This is a genomic window from Streptomyces altiplanensis, assembly GCF_053591575.1.
In genome coordinates, this window is record NZ_JBSFUB010000114.1 from 1 (window position 1) to 21,357 (window position 21,357).

A 21,357-nucleotide genomic window follows, 5' to 3' on the forward strand; every position below is an offset into this window, starting at 1 on the left:
TCCTGGATCGACTTCCTGACCGGCATCGTGCCGACCGACGTCATCACGCCGTTCACCGAGCTGAACGTGCTCCAGATCGTCTTCATGGCCGCCGTCGCCGGTATCGCGGCCCTCCAGCTCGGCGAGAAGGCCGAGCCGATCCTCAAGCTCAGCGCTTCGGTCCTGGAGCTGCTCCAGAAGGCCCTGTGGTGGGTCATCCGCCTCGCGCCCGTCGGCACCGTCGGCCTCATCGGCTTCGCCATCGCCGACTACGGCTGGGAGCTGATCAGCAAGTACGCGACGTTCACCGCCGACGTCTACATCGGCTGCGCCCTCGTGCTGTTCGGCGTCTACCCGCTGCTGCTCGCCACGGTCGCCAAGGTCAACCCGCTCCAGTTCTTCAAGGGCGCCTGGCCGGCCATCCAGCTGGCCTTCGTCTCCCGCTCCTCGGTCGGCACCATGCCGGTCACCCAGCGGGTCACCGAGCGCCTCGGCGTTCCGAAGGAGTACGCGTCCTTCGCCGTGCCGTTCGGCGCGACGACCAAGATGGACGGCTGCGCCGCGATCTACCCGGCGCTCGCCGCGATCTTCATTGCGCAGATCTTCGACGTGCAGCTCGGTATCCAGGACTACCTGCTGATCGCCTTCGTCTCGGTCATCGGCTCGGCGGCCACCGCCGGTCTGACGGGCGCGACGGTGATGCTGACCCTCACCCTGTCGACGCTCGGCCTCCCGCTGGAGGGCGTGGGCCTGCTGATGGCGATCGACCCGATCCTGGACATGATGCGGACCGCGACCAACGTCGCGGGCCAGGCTCTGGTGCCGGTCATCGTCGCGGCCCGGGAGAAGATCCTCGACCACGACGCGTACAACTCGGCCTCGTCCTCGCCGGTCGACGAGTACGACGCGCCTGAGGCCGGGCAGAAGGCCGCCGTGCCGGTCGCCGCGTAACCGCGCTGCCGGAACCGGACCACGAAGTGCCCCCGACGCCCCGCGTCGGGGGCACTTCTGCGTGGGGCGGGGCGCGGTGAGCGTCGTGTGCCTGTCCGTGAGCCGTTGAAACCGGCCGGGCGGGGCATACGGACATCGGAGCGATCTTGAAAAGGTCGTACGGAGGACGGAGCCGACGCAGATGCCTATACCCACCCGCCGGAGCCGCACCGCAGGGCGCGGGCCCGCTTTCCGGCTCCGCGTTGTCGCGTTCGGCCTCGGCCTGGTCGCCATCGTCGTCTGTGGTGTCGGACTCACCTTCAAGGCGGCGCTGGGGGAGGGCGACAACCTGCCGGCGGCCGTCCTGGCGACGGCCGCCCTCGTCGTCGTGGCCGCGGCGGTGGTCCGGGGCGGCCGTCGCCGCCGGCGGCGCGTCCGCCCCGCCGCCGTCGGCGCGGACGTCACCGGCGTGGATGTCACCGGTGCGGACGCCGTCGGCGCGGACGTCACCGGCGTGGAGGCGGCCCGGGACAAGGCCGGAGCCGAGCCCGCCGAAGCCGGGTACGTGGAGTACGCGGCCATGGACCCGGACACCTTCGAGCGGTCGATCGCCGAACTGTGCGAGCGGGACGGCTGCGTGGAGGTTCAGGTCGTCGGCGGCGCCGGGGACCTCGGGGCCGACGTCATCGCGACGGCTCCGGACGGGCGGTGCGTCGTGATCCAGTGCAAGCGGTACGGACCGGCGAACAAGGTCGGCTCGCAGGACGTCCAGCGTTTCGGCGGCACGTGCTACGCCGTCCACGGCGCCCAGGTCGCCGCCGTCGTGACCACGGGCGAGTTCACCGAACCGGCGGCGGAGTACGCGGAGCAGTGCGGAATACTCTGCATCGACCACCAGGCGCTCACCGCGTGGGCCGACGGAACCGGCCCGGCGCCCTGGGACCAGGTACCGGTCGCGTAGCCCGGACCGAGTCCTCCGCGGCCCCGCAGGGTCAGGCCCGGGACTCCATGCGGTCGACCGCGTTCTTGGCCTCCAGCAGGTCGGCGCCCGTGATGTCGCGGTAGAGCTTGACCGCCTGGATCTTCTTTCCCTCCCGCGCGAGCGCGGCGACCTGATCCATCGCCGGATCGGATTCATGGATGCCCAAGTGCTCCATGACGCGGTCGATCTTCTGCTCCAGCCGGGCGACCCGGTGGTTGGTGCGCCTGAGTTTGTGTTCGTTGACCGAGACCATCAGCGCGACGAGAGCGACGAGGAGGAGGGCTATCGCTATATCCATGATCCCCGACCCTATGTCCGCGGCGGCGGGCGAGCCGCATACAGGCAGGAGCCCCGTTCCTCGCGGAACGGGGCTCCTTGGGTACTGCTACTTCGACCGCGATCCGGTCGGCCCGGGCAACTAGGCCGGGGTGACGTTCTCCGCCTGCGGGCCCTTCGGGCCCTGCGTGACGTCGAAGTTCACGAGCTGGTTCTCCTCGAGGGAGCGGAAACCAGACGCGTTGATCGCGGAGTAGTGGACGAAGACATCCGGGCCGCCGCCGTCCTGGGCGATGAAGCCGAAGCCCTTTTCAGCGTTGAACCACTTGACGGTTCCGGTAGCCATAAGCCCTCCTATGGGCCAAAGGGTTGCCCTGCTCCAGAACCTGCAAAGAAGTCTGAAAACTACAAAAGCCTGCGGGTCACATGCTCCGCAGGCTCTGTACTGCAAGGGAAACCAAACTGCAACTTGCGGCGAGCGTAGCATGCGTTCCGAGGCGAGTGGAAGAGGGAAAGATCACGCCTCCCGGAAGTTTGACGGGGCCTGCCAAGACGCCTGCGGGGCCGCCTTCCGGGACCGGGCCGGAGACCTTCCGTAGATCTTCCGGAGCCCTTCCGGAGTCCTTCCGAAGAGGGCCCGGACCCCCGGCGTCGGTCTGTGCGACAGACAGGTCTAGCCTCGCGATGTGGACAATTCAACTGCTGCCGACCACCGTCGCAGCCGGCCACGTGTCGGCCACATCCAGTTCCTGAACTGCCTGCCCCTGTACTGGGGGCTGGCCCGTACCGGAGCGCTTCTCGACTTCCAGCTGTCGAAGGACACCCCTGAGCGGCTCAGCGAGCAGCTGGTGCGCGGCGATCTCGACATCGCGCCCGTCACCCTGGTGGAGTTCCTCCGCAACGCCGACGACCTCGTCGCCTTCCCCGACCTCGCGGTCGGCTGCGACGGCCCCGTCATGTCGTGCGTGATCGTTTCCCAGGTGCCGCTGGACCGGCTCGACAAGGCCCGGGTCGCGCTCGGTTCGACCTCGCGCACCTCGGTGCGCCTGGCGCAGCTGCTGCTGGCCGAGCAGTACGGCGTACAGCCCGACTACTACACGTGCCCGCCCGACCTCGGCGTAATGATGCAGGAGGCGGACGCGGCCGTGCTGATCGGCGACGCGGCGCTGCGCGCCTCGCTGCACGATGCGCCCCGGCTCGGGCTCCAGGTCCACGACCTGGGGCAGATGTGGAAGGAGTGGACGGGGCTGCCGTTCGTCTTCGCGGTGTGGGCGGCGCGCAAGGACTACCTCGCGCGTGAGCCGGACGTCGTGAAGAAGGTCCACGAGGCGTTCCTGACCTCTCGCGACCTGTCCCTGGACGAGGTGACCGAGGTCGCCGAGCAGGCCGCCCGCTGGGAGGTCTTCGACGCGGAGCTGCTGGAGCGCTACTTCACGACGCTGGACTTCCGCTTCGGCCCCGACCAGCTGGCGGGCGTACGGGAGTTCGCGCGCCGGACCGGACCGGACACCGGGTATCCGGCCGACGTCACGGTCGAACTGCTCGGCTGACCCCATCGCCCCCTAGGCTGCTCGCGACAGCGGGCAAGTCGCCGGCGGTGGTACGGGGGAGGACGAGGGCATGCAGCCGCTCGACGCGGGTGATCCGCAGACCATCGGCGCGTACCGGATCCTCGGCCGGCTGGGCGTCGGCGGCATGGGCCGCGTGTTTCTCGGGCGCAGTGCGGGTGGACGTACGGTCGCGGTCAAGGTCGCGCATCCGCACTTCGCGCTCGACGACGAGTTCCGCGCCCGCTTCCGGCGCGAGGTGACGGCGGCCCGGCGGGTCGGCGGCGACTGGACGGCGCCCGTGCTGGACGCGGACCCGGACGCCCCTGTGCCGTGGGTGGCCACCGGGTACGTCGCCGGGCCCACGCTGACGGAGGCCGTCGCCGACGCCGGGCCGCTGCCCGTGTTCGCGGTGCGCGCCCTGGGCGCGGGCCTCGCGGAGGCGCTGAGCGCGGTGCACGGACTCGGTCTCGTGCACCGGGACGTCAAGCCGTCGAACGTCATGCTGACGCTCGACGGGCCCCGGCTGATCGACTTCGGCATCGCGCGCGCCACCGACGGCACCGCGTCCCTCACCTCCACCGGCGTGTCCATCGGCTCGCCCGGTTACATGTCGCCCGAGCAGATCCTCAGCAAGGACGGCGTGACGGGCGCGGCTGACGTCTTCTCGCTGGGTGCCGTGCTGGCGTACGCCGCGCTGGGCGAGGCACCGTTCCCCGGCGACTCTTCGGCGGCGCTGCTCTACAAGGTGGTGCACGAGGAGCCGCGGCTGTACGGGCTGGAGGCGCTCGACGGTGAACTGCGCGAGGTGGTCGGCGCCTGCCTGGCCAAGGAGGCGGCGGACCGGCCGTCCCCGGAGGAAATGGCGCGGCGGCTGGCGCCGGGCGGGGCCGCGCGGTTGGTGGCGGCGGGGTGGCTGCCGGGGCCGCTGGTCGAGCGGGCGGGGCGGGCGGCGGTGCGGCTGCTCGACCTGGAACCGGCGACGGCGGCGCCGGGGGATTCGGGGCCGGTGCCGTTCAGCAGCCCGGCGATGGGCGTGTTCGGACCGCCGCCGGCTTCCTTCAGGAGCGGGAGCGGGACTTGGGGAGCGGGTGCGGGTGTCGCGCCCGTCGTACCGGGTGGTGGGACCGGGGCCGGGGCCGCCACCGCGTCCGATGCGGCGGGCCGCGTTTCGTTCTCGCTGACCACCGAGAACTCCGCCCCCGAGGCCGGGGGCCGCGGCCGTCGCAGGAGCTGCACGGTGGTTCTCGCCGTCGCGGGCGCGCTGGCGGTGGTGACGGTGGGCGGCTCGGTCTACCTGAGCGGGCTGTCAGGCGACGGCCCCGACGCCGAGAAGGGCAGCGGCGATCAGGACACTCCGCCCGCCGCCGCGGCCGGCGTGCCCAAGGCGTTCACCGGCACGTGGGAGGGAAGCGTCACGGCGGGCGGCGTCGCCGGCCAGTACTCCGTCAGGATCAGCGGTGGGACGAAGGGCCAGGACGTGGCCCGTACGGCGAACACGTTCGGCCCGCTCAAGTGCAACGGCCTGGGCGAACTGACCTCCGTGACCGCGAACAGGCTCCGCATCACCGACCGCGCCGACCCGGCCCGTCCCTCCACCCCCGGCTGCGCGAGCGGCACCGTACAGGTCACGTACACGCTGGAGAAGGACGGCACGATGACCGTCAGGGCGCAGGGCGAGGGAACCGGGAACCCTGCGGGCTCGCTGCGCCGCCTGGACCGCTGACGTCAACCCCACGTGTCCCAACGGCCACACACAAACCTACTGTTGGCTGCCGACAACTGACGGCTGACCACAGCGCGCAGCAGTCGACGACAAGCGGATCTACGTCGTCGCCGTGCTCACGGACGGATCGTCCGGAAGTGATCCTCGATCACGCGGCAGCAGAGCCGGCCCCGGGAAGCGCCTTGCCGTAGATCCCGGCGCGAGCGTGGGCCCGTTCCTCCTCCGTGAACTCGCCGTACTCGCGCTGGTGGCGCTCCAGCTCCTGGTCGATCAGCTCGCCCCGGAGCCGCCGGGCGACTGCCTCCGCGACGTACCCCGAGAGGTTGTCGGTGATCTGCTTGAGCGCTTCGGCCTGCTCGGCGGGGAGCGTGATGGTGACGCGTGCCGTGTCGGCCATACGGCGAGCGTACTGCGCTGCCCGCCTCGCCCGTCACGTCGACGTCAACCGGGCGCCCGAAGCTCACCCGAGGGGCTGGCGTAGGCTGGGCCGGTCCGTCCACACCCTGCCGAAAGGGACACTCCGGTGACTGAGAAGGCCGACCTCACAGCCGTCCTCGACCGCGCTGCCGAGGGTGGGCGGATCACCCCGGAAGAGGCCCTCGACCTCTACCGCTCCGCGCCGCTGCACGCCCTGGGCCAGGCCGCGGACGCCGTGCGCCGCCGTCGCTACGCCGGTACGGAGCACATCGCGACGTACATCATCGAGCGCAACATCAACTACACGAACTCGTGCGTCACCGCGTGCAAGTTCTGCGCCTTCTACGCCGCGCCCAAGAGCGACAAGGTGTGGACCCGCGACCTCGACGACATCCTGCGCCGCTGCGCGGAGACCGTCGAGCTCGGCGGTACGCAGATCATGTTCCAGGGCGGTCACCACCCGGACTACGGCGTCGAGTACTACGAGGAGCACTTCGCCGCGATCAAGGCGGCGTACCCGCAGCTCGTCATCCACTCCCTCGGCGCCTCCGAGGTCGAGCACATGGCCCGGATCTCGGGCGTGAGCGCCGAGGAGGCCATCCGCCGCATCCACGCCGCCGGGCTCGACTCCTTCGCCGGGGCCGGCGCCGAGCTGCTGCCCGAGCGGCCGCGCAAGGCCATCGCGCCGCTCAAGGAGTCCGGCGAGCGCTGGCTGGAGATCATGGAGCTCGCGCACCGCCTCGGCGTCGAGTCGACGTCGACGATGCTCATGGGCACGGGCGAGACCAACGCCGAGCGCATCGAGCACCTGCGCATGATCCGCGACGTACAGGACCGGACGGGCGGCTTCCGCGCCTTCATCCCGTACACCTACCAGCCGCAGAACAACGCGCTGAAGGGCCGTACGCAGGCCACGCTCTTCGAGTACCTGCGGATCATCGCCGTCGCGCGGCTCTTCCTCGACAACGTCGCCCACATCCAGGGCTCCTGGCTGACGACCGGCAAGGAGGTCGGCCAGCTGTCGCTGCACTACGGCGCGGACGACCTCGGGTCGATCATGCTGGAGGAGAACGTCGTGTCGTCGGCCGGGGCCAGGCACCGGTCGAACCGGATGGAGATCATCGATCTCATCCGCAAGGCCGGCCGCGTGCCGGCGCAGCGCACGACGACGTACGAGCACATCGTCGTGCACGACGACCCGGCGAACGACCCGGTCGACGACCACGTCGTCTCGCACCTCTCGTCGACGGCCATCGAGGGCGGCACCGCGCACCCCGAGCTGAAGATCCTCAGCGCGAGCTGACGGAGTCGCGTTGCTGACGATCCACGCCGCCGACCTGGTCGTCCCGGTCGCCGGGGAGCCGGTCGTCCGGGGAGCGGTCGCCGTCGACGGTGCGACGGTCGTCGCGCTCGGCCCGTACGACGACGTGGCCGCCGCCCGGCCGGCGGCCCGCGTCCGCCGCTGGCCCGGAGTCCTCACGCCGGGGCTGCGCAACGACCGCGGCGGCTTCCTGCTGGAGCACACCTACTTCCCCGAGGACCCCGGCGAGTTCGACGTGCTCGGCCCGGACCCCCTCACCGGTGACGCCCTCGCCGCGCTGCGCATGACCGAGGCCCGCTGGGGCAACAGCGCCCGCCGCTGCACCCAGAAACTCCTGGCCCACGGTGTGGTCGCCGTCACCGGTCCGCTCCGGATCCCGGCCGTCCGCCAGGCGGTGCGGCGGGCCGGCCTCACGGTCGAGGGCGGGGCCGGGGCCGGGGCCGGGGCTGTGGAGGACGCCCTGACGGCGCGTCCCGGTGCGGGTCTGGACCCGCTGGCCGGGGGTGTCCCGCCGGCTTCCGTGGTCGCGCACCCGCTCACCGTCGGCTCCCGCGCCGACCTCGCCGTCTTCGACGTGCCGGACGAGGCGGCGCTGCGCGCGCGGGGGGCCGGCACGTGCGTCGCGACGGTCCTGGGCGGACGGCTGGTGCACCGGCGGCGGTGAGGACCGCGCCCGCCCGCCGGGCCGGCCGGGTCCCGGGCAGGTCTCGTGGCCGCGGCCCAGCCAGTGGCCGGCCTCGCGGCCGATGATCAGGGCGCGGTACTCGGTGGCGGAGCCGTCGAACGGCGGGGAGCCCGCGCCGCCGATGACCGGGCCCGCTCCGTCCGCGGTGGACGGGCCCGGCACAATGGGCGGCGTGACCCGCGCATCCCTGAACAAGAAGCCCGCCGAAGTCGCCTCGATGTTCGACGAAGTGGCGGAACGTTACGACCTCACCAATGACGTCCTGTCCCTCGGGCAGGACCGGATCTGGCGCAAGGAGGTCGCGAGGGCGGTGGACGCCCGCCCGGCCCAGAAGATCCTGGACCTGGCCGCCGGAACCGCCACCTCCTCGCAGCCCTTCGCGCGGGCCGGTGCGTACGTCGTGCCCTGCGACTTCTCGATCGGCATGCTGCGGGTCGGCAAGCAGCGTCACCCGTGGATGCCCTTCACCGCGGGCGACGGGATGAAACTGCCGTTCCGCGACGACGCCTTCGACACGGTCACCATCTCCTTCGGGCTGCGCAACATCCAGGACACCGACGCCGCGCTGCGCGAGCTGTACCGCGTGACCAAGCCCGGCGGGCAGGTCGTGATCTGCGAGTTCTCGCATCCGGCCTGGGCTCCCTTCCGGACCGTGTACCTGGAGTACCTGATGCGGGCGCTGCCGCCGGTCGCGACCGCCGTCTCGTCGAACCCCGACGCGTACGTCTACCTCGCCGAGTCCATCCGCGACTGGCCCGACCAGCCGGCGCTGGCGTCCCGGCTCCAGCGGGCGGGCTGGTCGAAGGTCGCGTGGCGCAACCTGACGGGCGGAGTCGTCGCCCTGCACCGCGGTACGAAGCCCCGGTAGACCTCCCGTGAACTACCAGTCGGTCCTGGAGCGGATCGCGGAGGACGTCGCACCACAGGTCGGCAGCGGCAGGACCGCCGAGTACATCCCGGCGCTCGCCGCCGTCGACCCGCGCCGCTTCGGCATGGCCGTCGCGGACATGGACGGCAAGGTGTACGGGGTCGGGGACTGGCAGCGCCCCTTCTCCACCCAGTCGATCACCAAGGTCTTCACGCTCGCGCTGGTCCTGGCCACGGGCGGCGACGGCCTGTGGGAACACGTCGGCCGCGAGCCGTCCGGCAACCCCTTCAACTCGCTCGTCCAGCTGGAGTACGAGAACGGCATCCCGCGCAATCCGTTCATCAACGCCGGCGCGCTCGTCGTCACCGACCGCCTCCAGACCCTGACCGGCGACGCGAGCAGCGAACTCCTCGACTTCCTGCGCCAGGAGAGCGGCAACCCGGACCTGGCCTTCGACCCGGAGGTCGCCGAGTCGGAGTCCGCGCACGGCGACCGCAATGCGGCCCTGGCCCACTTCATGGCCTCGTACGGCAACATCGCCAACCCCGTCCCCACCCTCCTCGACCACTACTTCTGGCAGTGCGCGATCGAGATGAGCTGCGCCGACCTGGCGCTCGCGGCCCGCTTCCTGGCCCGCCACGGGCTGCGCGCCGACGGCTCACGCCTGCTGACGCGCAGTGAGGCCAAGCAGATCAACGCCGTGATGCTCACCTGCGGTACGTACGACGCGGCCGGCGAGTTCGCCCACCGGGTCGGGCTGCCGGGCAAGAGCGGTGTGGGCGGCGGGATCGTCGCGGTCGTGCCGGGGCGGTGCACGCTGTGCGTCTGGAGTCCGGGCCTGGACGAGCGCGGCAACTCGGTGGCGGGCGTCGCGGCTCTGGACCGGTTCACGACGCTGACGGGACTGTCGGTCTTCTAGGACCGGGACACGGTCTTCGGGAACCGGCCCGGACCGGCTTCGGGACGGGCCCTTGCCGGGAATCCCCTTGCCGGGAACCGCCCGGCGGGGAAGATGAGTCAGTTCACACGGGAAACACACAGGAACCGCTCTTCCTTCGTTTCTCCCCGCTTTCCCTGCCTCCCCGCCCTCCCCGCATCCGGAGTCCCCATGCCGCTGCACTGCCCGAACTGCGGAACCCCGGGCCCCGACGAGGCCCGCTACTGCATGAGCTGCGGGCACGAACGACCGTCCGCCGGGGGTGAGATGCCCCCGCCCCCGCCGCCCGCGTACGCACCCGGTCCCGCGACGCCCTCGCCCCTCGGACAGTTCTTCGGCCGCGCCTTCCGGGGCGACTGGGCGTCCGCGGCGAAGGCCGCCGCCTGGCCGCTCGGGCTGCTGCTCGTCCTGGCGGTCGCGCTGGCCGTCCCGTCGTACGGCCAGGACGGCGGCGACGGCGGTGACAGCGGCAGCGGCGGCAGCGGCGACGTCGTGGTCGGCTGGAGCGACCGGCTGCGCATCGCGCTCGCCCTGCTGCTCCAGGCGTTCGGCGGCGGCTTCGAGGTGCGGGGCGCGGGGCCGTCGCAGTTCGGCGAGGGGGGCGGGGACTTCGGTTCTCCGGAGTTCTCCCCCGGCGTGGCGGGCGGCGCGGAGATCTCCCTCGTACCGCTGACCGTCACCGTCCTGTGGATCGGCGCGCACCTCATCGGCGTACGGAAGCTGCGCGCGCGAGTGGCGACGCACGAGCACGGGCGTACGGCGGGCCTCGAAGCGGCCGTACGCGTCACCCTTCTCGCCACCGCCGGTGTGCTGGTCCTCGGTCTGTTCGCCCAGCTGTCGGTCGCGGGCGTCGAGGTCGCGTCGTCGCCGCTGCTCGCCGCCCTCGGCGCGCTGGTGCTCTCGCTCGCCGTCACCGCCGGTCTGCTCCAGCGCGACGACCTCGCGCAGTGGCCGGCGCGGCGGCCCACGGCGGAGGCGGCCGTACGGGCGCTCGGGACGGCACTGCGGGCGCTCGGCTCCGTGCTCGTGCTCTGCACGCTCGTCGGCTTCGTCGTGTACGCGAGTACCGAGGGCGTCGACGGCGAGGCGCTGCTGTTCGCGCTGCCGGTCCTGCCGAACATCGGGCTGCTGGTGCTCGGGGCGAGCTGGGGCGTACCGGTGGAGTACGACCTCCAGGGTCAGGTCAGTTACTTCGGCGGCGGCCTCCAGCACGGCAGTTTCGGCCTGTCCGAGCTGGGCGGGGTGCACAACGGCTGGGCGGTGGCGGGCGCGCTGGCGCTGGGGCTGGTGTGCGCGCTCGTGTTCGCGCTGTGGACGGCCCGCCGCTCGGCCGAGCGGCGCGAACACGTGCTGGCCGGGGCCTTCTTCCTCGGCCTGTACCTGCTGTGCGCCGGATTCACCGGGGTCTCTGCCGACCTCGCGGGCGGGATCGGCGACTTCGGCGGCGCGCAGGGCACGGTGGAGGTCGCGCCGAGCCTGGGGTACGCGCTGCTCTTCGGACTGCTGTGGCTGGGAGGGGCGGTGCTGGTCGCGCCGTACCTGCCACGGGTGCGGGGCGGGCGGACGGACGCGGTACCGGGAATTCCGCCGGTCCCCCCGACCCCGCCGACCCCGTCGGCCTCACCGGCCCAGCCGGCCCAGCCGGCTCCACCGGCCCCGCCCGGGTACGTTCCGCCCGAGGCCCTGGCCGCGATGACGACGGCGACGGCGGCCACCGCCCCGGAGCCGCACCCGGTGTACCCCCCTCACGCGCCCATCCCCACTCCTGCCGCCACACCCACACCCACTCCCGCCTTCACCCCCACACCCGCGCCCGCCCCGAAGCCCCGGAGCCGCGCGCTCCTGTGGACCGGAACGCTCGCCGCCGCCTTCCTCGTCGGCGGTGGCGCCACCGCCGGTGTGCTGCTGCTCAACGACGGCGGCAAGGACACCACCGTGCGGCAGTCGCAGGACGACAAGCCCGTGGTGGCCGAGAGCGAGAGCCCCGCCGAACCGGCGACCGGAACCCCCGGCACCTCCACGTCGCCCGCTCCCACCGCGTCCCCGTCCCCCTCGGCCTCCGAGACCGGGACCACGCCGACCCCGTCCGCGACCTCCGCCCCGCCGGCGCCCTCCGAAGTGCCCGCCGGCTACAGGAGGGTGACGGACCCGGCCGGTTTCTCCCTCGCCGTACCGGAGGTCTGGTCCCGCCAGAGCGCCGACCGCGGCCAGATCACCTATGCCGGTTCCACCGGGATGGAGCACCTGCTCGTCGGTGTCGTCTCCGACCCCCCGTACGCCTCCTCGTACGAGAACTTCCTGACCATCGAGAAGAAGGCCAAGGCGAACCAGAAGGACTTCCGGCGCCTGCGCCTGGAACGGAACACCTTCCAGGGCCGGCCGGGCGCGATCTGGGAGTACACGTTCACGGACAAGCAGACGGGCGAGACCCTGCACGCGATCGACCAGGGCTACATCGCGGAGAACGGCACCGACTACTCGATCTACACCAAGGCACGGGACCGCGACTGGCAGTACGCCCGCAAGACCTTCGACACCGCGCTGGCGACCTGGATCCTCGACTGACCCACCGCCCCTTCGGAGGGGAGCTCGGCACGCCCCAATAGACTGCCTTCGACCTGTGCCCCCGGGCACGCGACGTCGAGTCTTACGGGAGATCCCGCCGTGACCGAGCCCCTCTCCGAGCACACCGCAGATGTGATCGTCGTCGGGGCCGGACCCGCCGGCTCCACGACCGCCTACTACCTGGCGAAGGCCGGACTCGACGTCCTGCTGCTGGAGAAGACCGCGTTCCCGCGCGAGAAGGTCTGCGGCGACGGCCTGACGCCCCGCGCCACCAAGCAGCTGGTCTCGATGGGCATCGACATCTCCGAAGAGGCGGGCTGGCTGCGCAACAAGGGCCTGCGCATCATCGGCGGCGGCGTACGCCTCCAGCTCGACTGGCCGGACCTGGCCTCGTACCCGGACTACGGACTCGTCCGCAAGCGCGACGACTTCGACGAGCAGCTCGCCCGCCAGGCCCAGAAGGCGGGCGCCCGCCTGTACGAGCGCTGCAACGTCGGCGAGCCGGTCCTCGACCCCCGCACGGGCCGGATCACCGGCGTCAACGCCAAGCTCGGCGAGGAGAAGACCCCGGTCACCTTCCACGCCCCGCTGGTCGTCGCGGCCGACGGCAACTCGACCCGCCTCTCCCTCGCCATGGGCCTGCACCGCATGGAGGACCGCCCGATGGGCGTAGCGGTCCGTACGTACTTCACCTCCCCGCGCCACGACGACGACTACCTGGAGTCCTGGCTGGAGCTGTGGGACCGCCGGGGCCCGCAGGACCGCCTGCTCCCCGGCTACGGCTGGATCTTCGGCATGGGCGACGGCACGTCCAACGTCGGCCTCGGCATCCTCAACTCCTCCAAGGCGTTCAAGGAGCTGGACTGGCGCGAGGTGCTCAAGGCGTGGTGTGCGTCGATGCCGGAGGAGTGGGGCTACACCCCGGACAACATGACGATGCCGATCCGCGGCGCCGCGCTCCCGATGGCCTTCAACCGCCAGCCCCACTACACCAAGGGCCTGCTCCTCGTGGGTGACGCGGGCGGCATGGTGAACCCGTTCAACGGCGAGGGCATCGCGTACGCCATGGAGTCGGGCCAGATCGCCGCTGACGTCATCGTCCAGGCCCACGCCCGCGCGACCCCCGCCCAGCGCGAACTCGCCCTCCACGCCTACCCGAAGATCCTCAAGGAGACGTACGGCGGCTACTACACGATGGGCCGCGCCTTCGTGAAGCTCATCGGCAACCCGAAGGTCATGAAGATCGCGACCCAGCGCGGCCTGACGCACCCGGTGCTGATGAAGTTCACGCTGAAGATGCTGGCCAACCTGACCGACCCGGCGGGCGGCGACGCGATGGACCGCATCATCAACGGCCTGGCCAAGGTCGCGCCGAACTCCTGACTCCCGGCCTGTGACGCAGGACACGCACAAATTTGGTACGTTCATTTTTGGGCGTATCAAGCATGGTGTCACCAAGTCTGGAGCGACGGCACGGATGGACGGTTTCGTCGGTCGCGAGCGCGAGCTTGCCGCGCTCGACCGGATGGTCGGGCGTACGGAGGCCGGTGGCCGGGCGGGCCGGCCCGGCAGGGCTGTCCTGATGCGCGGCAGGCGAAGGGTGGGGAAGTCCCGCCTGGTGGAGGAGTTCATCGAGCGCTCGGGTCTGCCCAGCGTCTTCTTCACGGCCTCCGCCCAGTCCACTGTGGAGACCGACCTGAGGTTGTTCGTCGAGGCGGTCGCCGCATCGGATCTGCCCGGCGCAGGGGCCATGAGCGGACAGTCGCCCCGAGACTGGGACGCCGCCCTGCACCTTCTCGCCGGGGCCCTGCCGGCCGATCGGCCGAGCGTGGTCGTGCTCGACGAGATGCCGTATCTGATCAAGAACGATCCCGGCTTCGAGGGCACACTGCAAAAGCTCTTCGACCGCGAGCTGTCGCGGCGGCCGGTGCTGCTGCTCTGCGTGGGTTCCGATCTGGCGATGATGGAGCGGCTCAACGACTACGACCGCCCCTTCCACCAGCGGGGTACGGAGATGGTGGTACCGCCGCTCAGCCCGGCAGACGTGGCGGACATACTGCACCTTCCGCCCGCCGAGGCCTTCGACGCCTATCTCGTGTCCGGTGGGTTGCCGCTCGTGCTGGAGGAGTGGCCTCGGGGCGCCGGAGTCTTCGACTACCTGTCCGAAGTTGTGGCCGACCCCACGTCGGCGCTCATCGTCAGCGGGGAACGTTCCCTGGCGGCGGAATTCCCGGCCGACGCCCAGGCCCGCCTGGTGCTGGGAGCCATCGGCTCGGGCGAGCGGACCCACTCGCTGATCGGGCGGGCGGCCGGCGGCCTGCCGGCGACCAGCCTCAGCCGCTCGCTCCAACTGCTGGGCGCCAAGCGGGTGGTGGAGGCGGTCAGCCCCCTGTCCACGCGTCCGTCGAAGGAGACCCGGTACCACGTCACCGATCCGCACCTGCGCTTCTGGCTCGCCTTCGTCGGGCCGTACCTCTCCGAGGTCGAGCGGGGCAGAGGGGACCTGACGCTGGAGCGAATGCGCCAGTCGTGGACGTCCTGGCGCGGACGGGCCGTCGAACCAGTGGTGCGCGAAGGGCTCTACCGCATGCGCGACGGCGGGGTGCCGGACGATTCGGGTGCGGTGGGCGGGTACTGGACGCGCACCAATGACCCCGAGATCGACATTGTCGCGGCCGACCGGGGCCCGATCGCCAAGCGGATCACGGCGGTCGGCTCGATCAAGTGGCTGGAGAACCGGCCGTTCGACGCGCGTGACCTGGCGCGCCTGATCGTCCACCGGTCGCAGCTGCCGGGCGCGGACGAGGACACCCCGCTGCTCGCGGTGTCACGCAGCGGCGCCACGGTGGACGGAGTGCAGGTGGTGGGCCCCGAGGAGTTGCTCACCGCTTGGCGGTGAGCGCTCAGGCGGGAGGCAAGCGGTCGCCCTTCACGGCGGAGACGAAGGACGACCAGGCGGTCACGTCGAAGAGGAGCGCGGGGCCGCCGGGGATCTTGCTGTCCCGTACGGGCATGACGTCTGGGAAGCCGTCGGCCACTTCGACGCAGCTACCGCCCTCGGCGTTGCTGTGGGACGACTTGCGCCACGTGGCGCCGCTCAGGTCATGCGCAGTGCTCATGGTGCGAAGTCCTCCGCCGCCGATTCGATCAGGGCCAGGGACGCCTCCGGCGACAGCGCGGCGGCCCGGATCAGATCGTAAGACCGCTGGTACTTGGCGACCAGCGGGGGGATGTCCAGCAGTTGGCCCGAGTGCTGCCCTTCCGAGTAAGCGACGGGCGGCGCGTCGTCGAACGTCATGACTGCGAACATGCCGCTGCTTGCGGCATGGGCCCCGGCGGCGAAGGGCAGCACCTGGACGAGGATGCGTCCGCGTCGAACCAACTCGGCGATGTGCTCAAGTTCGCGAGCCATCACTTCCGGGCCGCCCACGGGGATGCGCAACACGGCCTCATGGAGGACGGCCCACAACACGGGCCTTGTTGGTCCATCGAGCAGGGCAGCCCGCGCCGCACGGGCTCGGGCCCACGTGTACATGTCGTGGTCGAGGATGAGCGCGGCAGCCGGCGCCATCAACGCCCGTACGTACTCCTCGGTCTGGAGCAGCCCTGGAACCAGTGTCGGCGCGTACTCGCTGATGGTGAGGGCTTCCGACTCCAAGGCGGCAGCATCGGCGAAGTAGGCAGGGTGCGGGCTGCTGTCGATCAGCTCCTTGCACATGCGGGCCAGTAGCCCGTCCGTCCCCAGCTCGCTGTCGATGCGCTGCGCGAGGTCGAGCTGGGGTTTGCGGATGGCGGCCTCGATCTGGCCGATGTACGTCCCCGAGACGTAGACCCGCTCCCCGAGCTGCTGCTGGGTGAGCGCTACCGCTTCTCGCTGCCGCTTGAGTTCGGAGCCGAAGAACGGTCACCCGACCTTGCCCTGAGTGAAGCTCAGGCCTTTGTTTGGCTTGCTCACCACTGAACTCCCCTGCGTTTCAACACCGTTGTTGCCCGCCGCCCCCTATCCATCGTATGCACACAGCGCAACGATCGGACACGGAAAGCGACGTATCGAGCGAGGCAAGGAACAGGGATGAACGCACCACGGAGGAGTGAGGCGCGGGCGCAGCTCGCGGAGCTGATGGCGGATTACGGAACGGACGGCGTACTCCGGCTCGACGCGGCCGGGGAGCCGGCGGAGGGGGCGGAACTGCCGCCCGGGTCGATGGAGTACCCGCCGTGCCGGTGTCCCCGGTGCCGGGCGGACGGCTCCGGCGGCGCTTGAGCTTCGGGAGGCGAGGTGCGAGCGCCTTTTGCTGGGAATGGTGGGTGGGGATTCCTCCCACCCACCCTCCCTGCGGTGCGCCAACCGACCGGTGCACCGGCGCAGATGACTTTTTGTGATCAGGTCGCCACGCAGAGCTGTTGCCGTGTAGCGTGCGGCACAGCAAACGACCCCCATGCGGTGTTACCAGCACCACACAGGGGTCTGACCAACAAGATCGTGGAGCCGATCTCATGGCTGTTCAGCAGCTTAGCCGCGCCGCCCTGCACGCGCCCGCCCATCCGATGGCCAAGCCCGGATTCGGGAAGCGGTCCGCGCCCGACCAGGAACCCCGTCGCGGGCGCGACTTCGCACACTTGCCCAAGCGTGAAGCGGCGATCGCCGGGTACATCGACCGGCTGCCCGACGGCGCCGACATCTCGATCAAGACGCTGGCCAGGGAACTGGACGACTTCGGCCAGTGCGCCATTGGTACCGCGCTGCGCAGGCTCTCCGAGGCCGGGCACCTGCGGCGCGTACGCCGGGACGTGCAGGACGCGGAAGGCGCGCGGTGGGTCTACCGCACCTACTTCACCCGCACTGCACGCCCCGACGCCTGGTGGGCCGCGTTCCTCGGCGGTGACGTTCCGCAGTCCGGGATGGCCGACCCCGCGCCCGCGCGGGAACCCGACGCGCGTGGCCGCGACGCCCTCGCCCGGCTCGTCCACCAGCACCCCCAACTCGCCCTGTCCGCCGTGGAATGCGAGGCGCTGGCCGGTCTGGCCGGGGACTGGTTCCGGCGGGGCGCCACCGAGGCGCAGCTCGTTCGGGCCGTCGCCTCGATGCTGCCCGATCCCGTCCGGTACCCGTTCGGCTTCGTGCAGAACCGGCTGATCACGAAGCTGCCGCCGGTGCCTCCGGCCCCCGCCCAGGGCCGGTACGTCATGGAGTGCACGGCCTGCCACGCCCCCGGTACGCCGGAATCCCTGCCCGGCGGCCTGTGCCGCGTCTGCCGCAGCGAGCCGTGCGTACGCCGGGACGACCGCCTCCCGGCCGATGTCGTACGCGGAAAGGCGGCCCGGCTCCGGGAAGCACTCCGTACGCACAAACTCCGCCCGGCGCCCTGAACCGTCCTGGCCGGACGGGAGCACTGACCGGAGCCGTACGCTCTGTCGCGTCAAACTTCTGTGATCTTGTAAGGGGAGAGCATGCGCCGAATAATGGTCGCTTTCACAGTACTTGTCGGGATAATGGCCGGGGTGTTTCTCGCGACGACAACGGTGGCCTACGCCACGGATGTCTCGGCGGACGCGGTATGGGTCGAGAAGTCGGCAGGGCAGAAATGGGCCCTCAAGGCGCCGAACGGAAAGTACGTCCGGGTGGAGATGCACGACACCGGAAAGTACGAGTGGCGCCTGCGTGCGGTGAGTACCGAGGTCAATTCGTGGGAGAGATTCACGCTCCACACCAATCACCCGGCGAAGAACATCATGAGTCTGCGTTCTGAGACCACCGGGTTCTTCACCACTCCCGAGTTCCTCGACGGCGAAGACCGGGAAGGGATGCTGCGGGCCAGGGGCGGGAATCTCGGTTCGTGGCAGCAGTTCGAAGTGGACTTCTCGGCTGCCCCCTCCTCGGAGAAGCCGGGGTCGCGCCGGGTCACCTTCAAGACCGTGGCGCCCGGCCACGAGGGGAAGTACGTCGTCGCGGACGCGGACGGCACCCTCCGGGCGGCGACGTCTTCCACGCCCGCGCAGTTCCTGCTCGAACCGGTCGACAGCTTCGTCAACCCGGGCACGCAGCCTCCGCCGGCCTACGGGCCCGTGGCGGGGTCGGCCCTGAACGTGATGACCTGGAACGTATGCGCCAACAACAATGAACGATGTGACTGGTCGGCCGATCGCGCCGGGACCGGCGAACTCACCGACGCGATCAGGGAACGCCTGAAGGTGAACGGAAGGAACCCCGACGTCATCTTCTTCCAGGAGTTCTGCGAGAAGCACGCAAAGCGTGTCGAGGAAATGCTGGAAGGGGAGACCGGCACGAAGTGGGACGTCAGGTTCGCTCCGATCCACAACCAGGTCGACGGCGTGAACGTCCAGAAGCAGTGCGCCATGGGGCCGAAGCCGGATTACCTGGACCGCGGAGCTTACGGTGTGGCGCTGGCGGTTCCGGACGAGAACGTTTTCTACCAGCGCCACGACTTCCCGTCTCCGGCGGGCAAGGAGCAGCGCAGCGCGCTGTGCGCGTCGATCCCGTCGCGAGCGGTGGTCGCGTGCACTGCCCACCTCAGCGCCGGCCCGCCCTATGACGATCTGACCGAGGACGGGTACTGGCGCAAGGAGCAGGGCAAAAGCTTCCTGGGCCTGGTGACCGACTGGCGGGCCAGGGGCTACCGCCCCGTGTTCGGCGGGGACATGAACGTCGTACCGCCCGCCTCGAACGCAGGGGTCAGCGAGGGAGGGCCCAGCTCGGCGCTCGTCCCCCTCTACGACCAGTACCTGGAATGCTCACAGGGCAACGACCCTTCGAAGGTCCGTGGGGGAGAGCCCACGGCCAACGGCGTCGACGGAATGCCCACGAGGAAACTCGACTACATCTTCGCTCCGAGGACATCCGGATTCACCAACTGCGCGGTCTCCGCCTCCGACGGAAAGTCGGACCACTGGTCGCTGCACGGCACGGTGGCCCTGCCGGCCGAGTAGCGGAACTCGGCGAACCCGGCATGCGCTGGTGAGAAGAGCCCGACGGCCGGTGCGTGCGGTGAGACACCGGACGCACCGGCCGTCGGGCGTCCCGGCGGTGTCACAGGGCGGTCGCGCCACGCCGCTCGCGGCGCGGGTCCGGGCCGGCCGCCAGGGCAGGGCGGCTGCCTGCCCGTGAACTGAACGCGGCTCAGACGGTGCCGTCCGAGGCCGTTCCGGGTTTCGTGTGGAGGATGTCGCGGGCCTGCTCCGCGGCGCGGGCGGTGCTCTCGCTGACGAAGTCGAGGAAGCGGGCGACGTTCTCCAGGCGGACGGCGGCCGGGGTGACGGGGCCGAGGACGCCGACGCCCTGCCGTGCGGTCTCGGCGATCTGGGCGATGGAGCGGGCGCTGGACATCATCGACCGGTACCAGATGTCGTCGTCGACGACGTAGCGCTCGCGGCGGCCTTCGTCGCGTTCCCGGCGGACGAAGCCCTGGCTCTCGAGGAACGTGATCGCCTTGGAGACGGACGCCGGGCTGACCTGGAGGCGCTGGACGAGCTCGGACGCGGTGAGGCTGCCGGCGTCGCTGAGGACGAGGCAGGCCATCACCCGGGACATCATCGCGGGCATGCCCGAGGTCAGGAGAACGGTGGTGAACGTCTCCTCGTACTCGTGCACCGCCTCGGCGTCGCGCCCGTAGGGCTGCGGGGACGCCTCCGGTCCCCGGGGCGCGGCCTGCCCGCGCCGGTGGGTGCGGCGTTCGGTGGCGCGGTGGGCGAGGTCGGCGCGGTAGGCGGTGGGGCCGCCGTTGCGCATCACCTCGCGCGTGACCGTCGAGGTGGGGCGGTCGAGACGCCTGGCGATCTCCGCGTAGGCGAGGCCGTCGGCCAGCCCCAGCGCGATCTGCTGGCGTTCCTGCTGGGTGAGTCTGCCTCCCGGCATCGCGGTCTCCTTCGTGGTCCGTGGTGTCGCCAGCATAGCGTTCACCTTCAATTCATTGCAACGAACGGGGTGGGAGCTGTTGCGTTACGGTCAGAATCGTTGCAACGATTTCCCGGCTTTAACCTGCAGTTATTGGGTTCGAGTGCAACATCGATGTTGCCGGGACTTTGAATGCAACGTAGCGTTTTGGTCATCGGAAACAACGAACCGAAGGAGCGCACCATGCAGAAGTTCGCCACCCCCGCCCCGGTCTCCGCCGTCCTCGACATCCCCGCGGGACGCATCCGGTTCATCGCCGCCGACCGGTCCGACACCACGGTCGAGGTCCTGCCCGCGGACGCCGCCAAGAGCCGCGACGTCAAGGCGGCGGAGCAGACCACGGTCGAATACGGCGACGGTGTCCTGCGGATCGGGACCGCACCGGCCAAGAACCGGATCCTCGGCCACTCCGGATCCGTCGAGGTGACCATCCAGCTGCCCGCCGGCTCCCGCGTCGAGGCGAAGGCGGCCAGTGCCGAGTTCCGGGGCGTCGGACGGCTCGGCGACGTCGCCTTCGAGGGCGCGCAGGCCACGGTCAAGCTCGACGAGACCGCGAGCGCCCGCCTCGCCCTCCTCGACGGCGACGTCTCGGTCGGCCGCCTGGGCGGCCCCGCGGAGATCAGCACCCAGAAGGGCGACCTCCGCATCACCGAGGCCATGCGCGGGACGGTCACGCTGCGCACCGAGTCCGGCGAGATCTCGGTCGGCGCCGCCCGCGGAGTCTCCGCCTCCCTGGACGCCGGCACCGCCTACGGCCGGATCCACAACGCGCTCAAGAACACCGACGGCGCCGCCGCCGGCCTGAACATCCACGCGACCACCGCCTACGGCGACATCACCGCCCGCAGCCTCTGAGCGGGGCGCCCCGCGGCGATCCCGTCCGTCCAGTCGAATTCCGTAACAGTAAGGAGCACACCACCATGTCCGTCCCTCTTACCGACCAGGACCGCCCGGAGCTGCGGAAGGCCATCGAGGAGATGGTCGAGTCCGGTTTCACCGGGGTGACGATGCGCGTGCACGACGAGCGGGGCGAGTGGGCCGGCAGCGCCGGGGTGCGCGAACTGGGCGGGACCGCCGAGCCGCCGGTGAACGGGCACGTCCGGATAGGCAGCAACACCAAGACCTTCACCGCGACCGTGGTGCTGCAACTGGTGGCCGAGGGCAAGATCGGGCTGGACGTCCCGGTGGCCGGCCACCTGCCCGAGTTCGGGC

22 protein-coding genes and 2 pseudogenes are annotated in these 21,357 nt (G+C 70.9%); 16 read left to right on the forward strand and 8 right to left on the reverse strand.

The window, feature by feature from the left end:
- Positions 1–930 (forward strand): dicarboxylate/amino acid:cation symporter (locus ACWD0Y_RS31675; RefSeq protein WP_450263740.1); only part of this gene is annotated, 930 nt, incomplete at its 5' end.
- Between the two features lie 181 nt (positions 931–1,111).
- Complete coding sequence (locus tag ACWD0Y_RS31680) at positions 1,112–1,870, forward strand: restriction endonuclease (RefSeq protein ID WP_450263741.1); 759 nt, start codon at positions 1,112–1,114, stop codon at positions 1,868–1,870.
- 31 nt (positions 1,871–1,901) lie between these two features.
- Here ACWD0Y_RS31680 and ACWD0Y_RS31685 read toward each other — a convergent pair whose 3' ends face one another.
- Together ACWD0Y_RS31685 and ACWD0Y_RS31690 are read right to left on the reverse strand one after the other, a co-directional pair.
- Positions 1,902–2,189 (reverse strand): hypothetical protein, encoded by a 288-nt coding sequence (locus tag ACWD0Y_RS31685; RefSeq protein WP_450263742.1) that lies wholly within the window; start codon positions 2,187–2,189, stop codon positions 1,902–1,904.
- Between the two features lie 120 nt (positions 2,190–2,309).
- Positions 2,310–2,513 carry a cold-shock protein gene (locus ACWD0Y_RS31690; protein WP_008738468.1) on the reverse strand — a complete coding sequence of 68 codons (204 nt, stop codon included), beginning with the start codon at positions 2,511–2,513 and terminating at the stop codon, positions 2,310–2,312.
- 340 nt (positions 2,514–2,853) lie between these two features.
- Here ACWD0Y_RS31690 and ACWD0Y_RS31695 point away from each other — a divergent pair, with 340 nt between their 5' ends.
- Together ACWD0Y_RS31695 and ACWD0Y_RS31700 are read left to right on the forward strand one after the other, a co-directional pair.
- Complete coding sequence (locus tag ACWD0Y_RS31695) at positions 2,854–3,717, forward strand: menaquinone biosynthetic enzyme MqnA/MqnD family protein (RefSeq protein ID WP_450263743.1); 864 nt, start codon at positions 2,854–2,856, stop codon at positions 3,715–3,717.
- A gap of 70 nt (positions 3,718–3,787) precedes the next feature.
- The gene (locus tag ACWD0Y_RS31700; protein WP_450263744.1) at positions 3,788–5,440 is read left to right on the forward strand and encodes a serine/threonine-protein kinase; all 1,653 of its coding nucleotides are present in this window, start codon (positions 3,788–3,790) and stop codon (positions 5,438–5,440) included.
- 148 nt (positions 5,441–5,588) lie between these two features.
- Here ACWD0Y_RS31700 and ACWD0Y_RS31705 read toward each other — a convergent pair whose 3' ends face one another.
- Entirely contained in the window at positions 5,589–5,837 is a 249-nt protein-coding gene (locus ACWD0Y_RS31705; protein ID WP_450263745.1) for a hypothetical protein, read from the reverse strand.
- Positions 5,838–5,963: 126 nt separating this feature from the next.
- Between ACWD0Y_RS31705 and mqnC the strand changes: the two genes are divergently transcribed.
- Positions 5,964–7,160, forward strand: coding sequence for a cyclic dehypoxanthinyl futalosine synthase (gene mqnC / locus ACWD0Y_RS31710; protein ID WP_450263746.1), 1,197 nt, complete (start codon positions 5,964–5,966; stop codon positions 7,158–7,160).
- 10 nt (positions 7,161–7,170) lie between these two features.
- Entirely contained in the window at positions 7,171–7,842 is a 672-nt protein-coding gene (locus ACWD0Y_RS31715) for a hypothetical protein (RefSeq protein ID WP_450263747.1), read from the forward strand.
- Positions 7,843–7,860: 18 nt separating this feature from the next.
- On the opposite strand, the pseudogene ACWD0Y_RS31720 reads toward ACWD0Y_RS31715, so the two are convergent.
- A pseudogene (locus ACWD0Y_RS31720) lies at positions 7,861–7,974 on the reverse strand (DUF3152 domain-containing protein); the annotation flags it as partial.
- Between the two features lie 61 nt (positions 7,975–8,035).
- Between ACWD0Y_RS31720 and ACWD0Y_RS31725 the strand changes: the two are divergent.
- The 5 genes from ACWD0Y_RS31725 to ACWD0Y_RS31745 all read left to right on the forward strand — a co-directional run bounded on the left by ACWD0Y_RS31725 (position 8,036) and on the right by ACWD0Y_RS31745 (position 15,132).
- On the forward strand, positions 8,036–8,731 hold the full coding sequence (locus ACWD0Y_RS31725; protein ID WP_450263748.1) for a demethylmenaquinone methyltransferase: 696 nt from the start codon (positions 8,036–8,038) through the stop codon (positions 8,729–8,731).
- A gap of 7 nt (positions 8,732–8,738) precedes the next feature.
- A complete protein-coding gene (locus ACWD0Y_RS31730) occupies positions 8,739–9,650 on the forward strand; it encodes a glutaminase (protein WP_093799629.1) in 912 nt (303 codons plus the stop codon).
- Between the two features lie 189 nt (positions 9,651–9,839).
- Entirely contained in the window at positions 9,840–12,233 is a 2,394-nt protein-coding gene (locus ACWD0Y_RS31735; protein WP_450263749.1) for a zinc-ribbon domain-containing protein, read from the forward strand.
- 99 nt (positions 12,234–12,332) lie between these two features.
- Complete coding sequence (locus tag ACWD0Y_RS31740; RefSeq protein WP_450263750.1) at positions 12,333–13,616, forward strand: geranylgeranyl reductase family protein; 1,284 nt, start codon at positions 12,333–12,335, stop codon at positions 13,614–13,616.
- A gap of 94 nt (positions 13,617–13,710) precedes the next feature.
- Complete coding sequence (locus ACWD0Y_RS31745; protein WP_450263751.1) at positions 13,711–15,132, forward strand: ATP-binding protein; 1,422 nt, start codon at positions 13,711–13,713, stop codon at positions 15,130–15,132.
- Positions 15,133–15,136: 4 nt separating this feature from the next.
- On the opposite strand, the gene ACWD0Y_RS31750 is transcribed toward ACWD0Y_RS31745, so the two are convergent.
- From ACWD0Y_RS31750 to ACWD0Y_RS31760, 3 genes and pseudogenes are all read right to left on the reverse strand, one after another.
- Positions 15,137–15,352: a DUF397 domain-containing protein gene (locus tag ACWD0Y_RS31750; protein WP_450263752.1), complete on the reverse strand. Its 216-nt coding sequence runs from the start codon at positions 15,350–15,352 to the stop codon at positions 15,137–15,139.
- Positions 15,349–15,951 carry a DUF5753 domain-containing protein gene (locus ACWD0Y_RS31755; RefSeq protein ID WP_450263753.1) on the reverse strand — a complete coding sequence of 201 codons (603 nt, stop codon included), beginning with the start codon at positions 15,949–15,951 and terminating at the stop codon, positions 15,349–15,351. The genes ACWD0Y_RS31750 and ACWD0Y_RS31755 overlap by 4 nt, the downstream gene beginning before the upstream one ends.
- Positions 15,952–15,972: 21 nt before the next feature.
- Positions 15,973–16,119: pseudogene (locus ACWD0Y_RS31760) on the reverse strand (helix-turn-helix transcriptional regulator); the annotation flags it as partial.
- A 186-nt stretch (positions 16,120–16,305) separates the two neighbouring features.
- On the opposite strand from ACWD0Y_RS31760, the gene ACWD0Y_RS31765 reads away from it, so the two are divergent.
- From ACWD0Y_RS31765 to ACWD0Y_RS31775, 3 genes are all read left to right on the forward strand, one after another.
- Positions 16,306–16,497 (forward strand): hypothetical protein, encoded by a 192-nt coding sequence (locus ACWD0Y_RS31765; protein WP_450263754.1) that lies wholly within the window; start codon positions 16,306–16,308, stop codon positions 16,495–16,497.
- A 233-nt stretch (positions 16,498–16,730) separates the two neighbouring features.
- Positions 16,731–17,603 carry a hypothetical protein gene (locus ACWD0Y_RS31770; RefSeq protein WP_450263755.1) on the forward strand — a complete coding sequence of 291 codons (873 nt, stop codon included), beginning with the start codon at positions 16,731–16,733 and terminating at the stop codon, positions 17,601–17,603.
- Between the two features lie 132 nt (positions 17,604–17,735).
- Entirely contained in the window at positions 17,736–19,181 is a 1,446-nt protein-coding gene (locus ACWD0Y_RS31775) for an endonuclease/exonuclease/phosphatase family protein (protein ID WP_450263756.1), read from the forward strand.
- A 190-nt stretch (positions 19,182–19,371) separates the two neighbouring features.
- On the opposite strand, the gene ACWD0Y_RS31780 is transcribed toward ACWD0Y_RS31775, so the two are convergent.
- Positions 19,372–20,106: a helix-turn-helix domain-containing protein gene (locus ACWD0Y_RS31780; RefSeq protein ID WP_450263759.1), complete on the reverse strand. Its 735-nt coding sequence runs from the start codon at positions 20,104–20,106 to the stop codon at positions 19,372–19,374.
- A gap of 222 nt (positions 20,107–20,328) precedes the next feature.
- On the opposite strand from ACWD0Y_RS31780, the gene ACWD0Y_RS31785 reads away from it, so the two are divergent.
- Together ACWD0Y_RS31785 and ACWD0Y_RS31790 are read left to right on the forward strand one after the other, a co-directional pair.
- Positions 20,329–21,000 (forward strand): DUF4097 family beta strand repeat-containing protein, encoded by a 672-nt coding sequence (locus tag ACWD0Y_RS31785; RefSeq protein WP_450263757.1) that lies wholly within the window; start codon positions 20,329–20,331, stop codon positions 20,998–21,000.
- A gap of 65 nt (positions 21,001–21,065) precedes the next feature.
- A partial coding sequence (locus ACWD0Y_RS31790; protein WP_450263758.1) for a serine hydrolase occupies positions 21,066–21,357 on the forward strand: 292 nt, incomplete at its 3' end.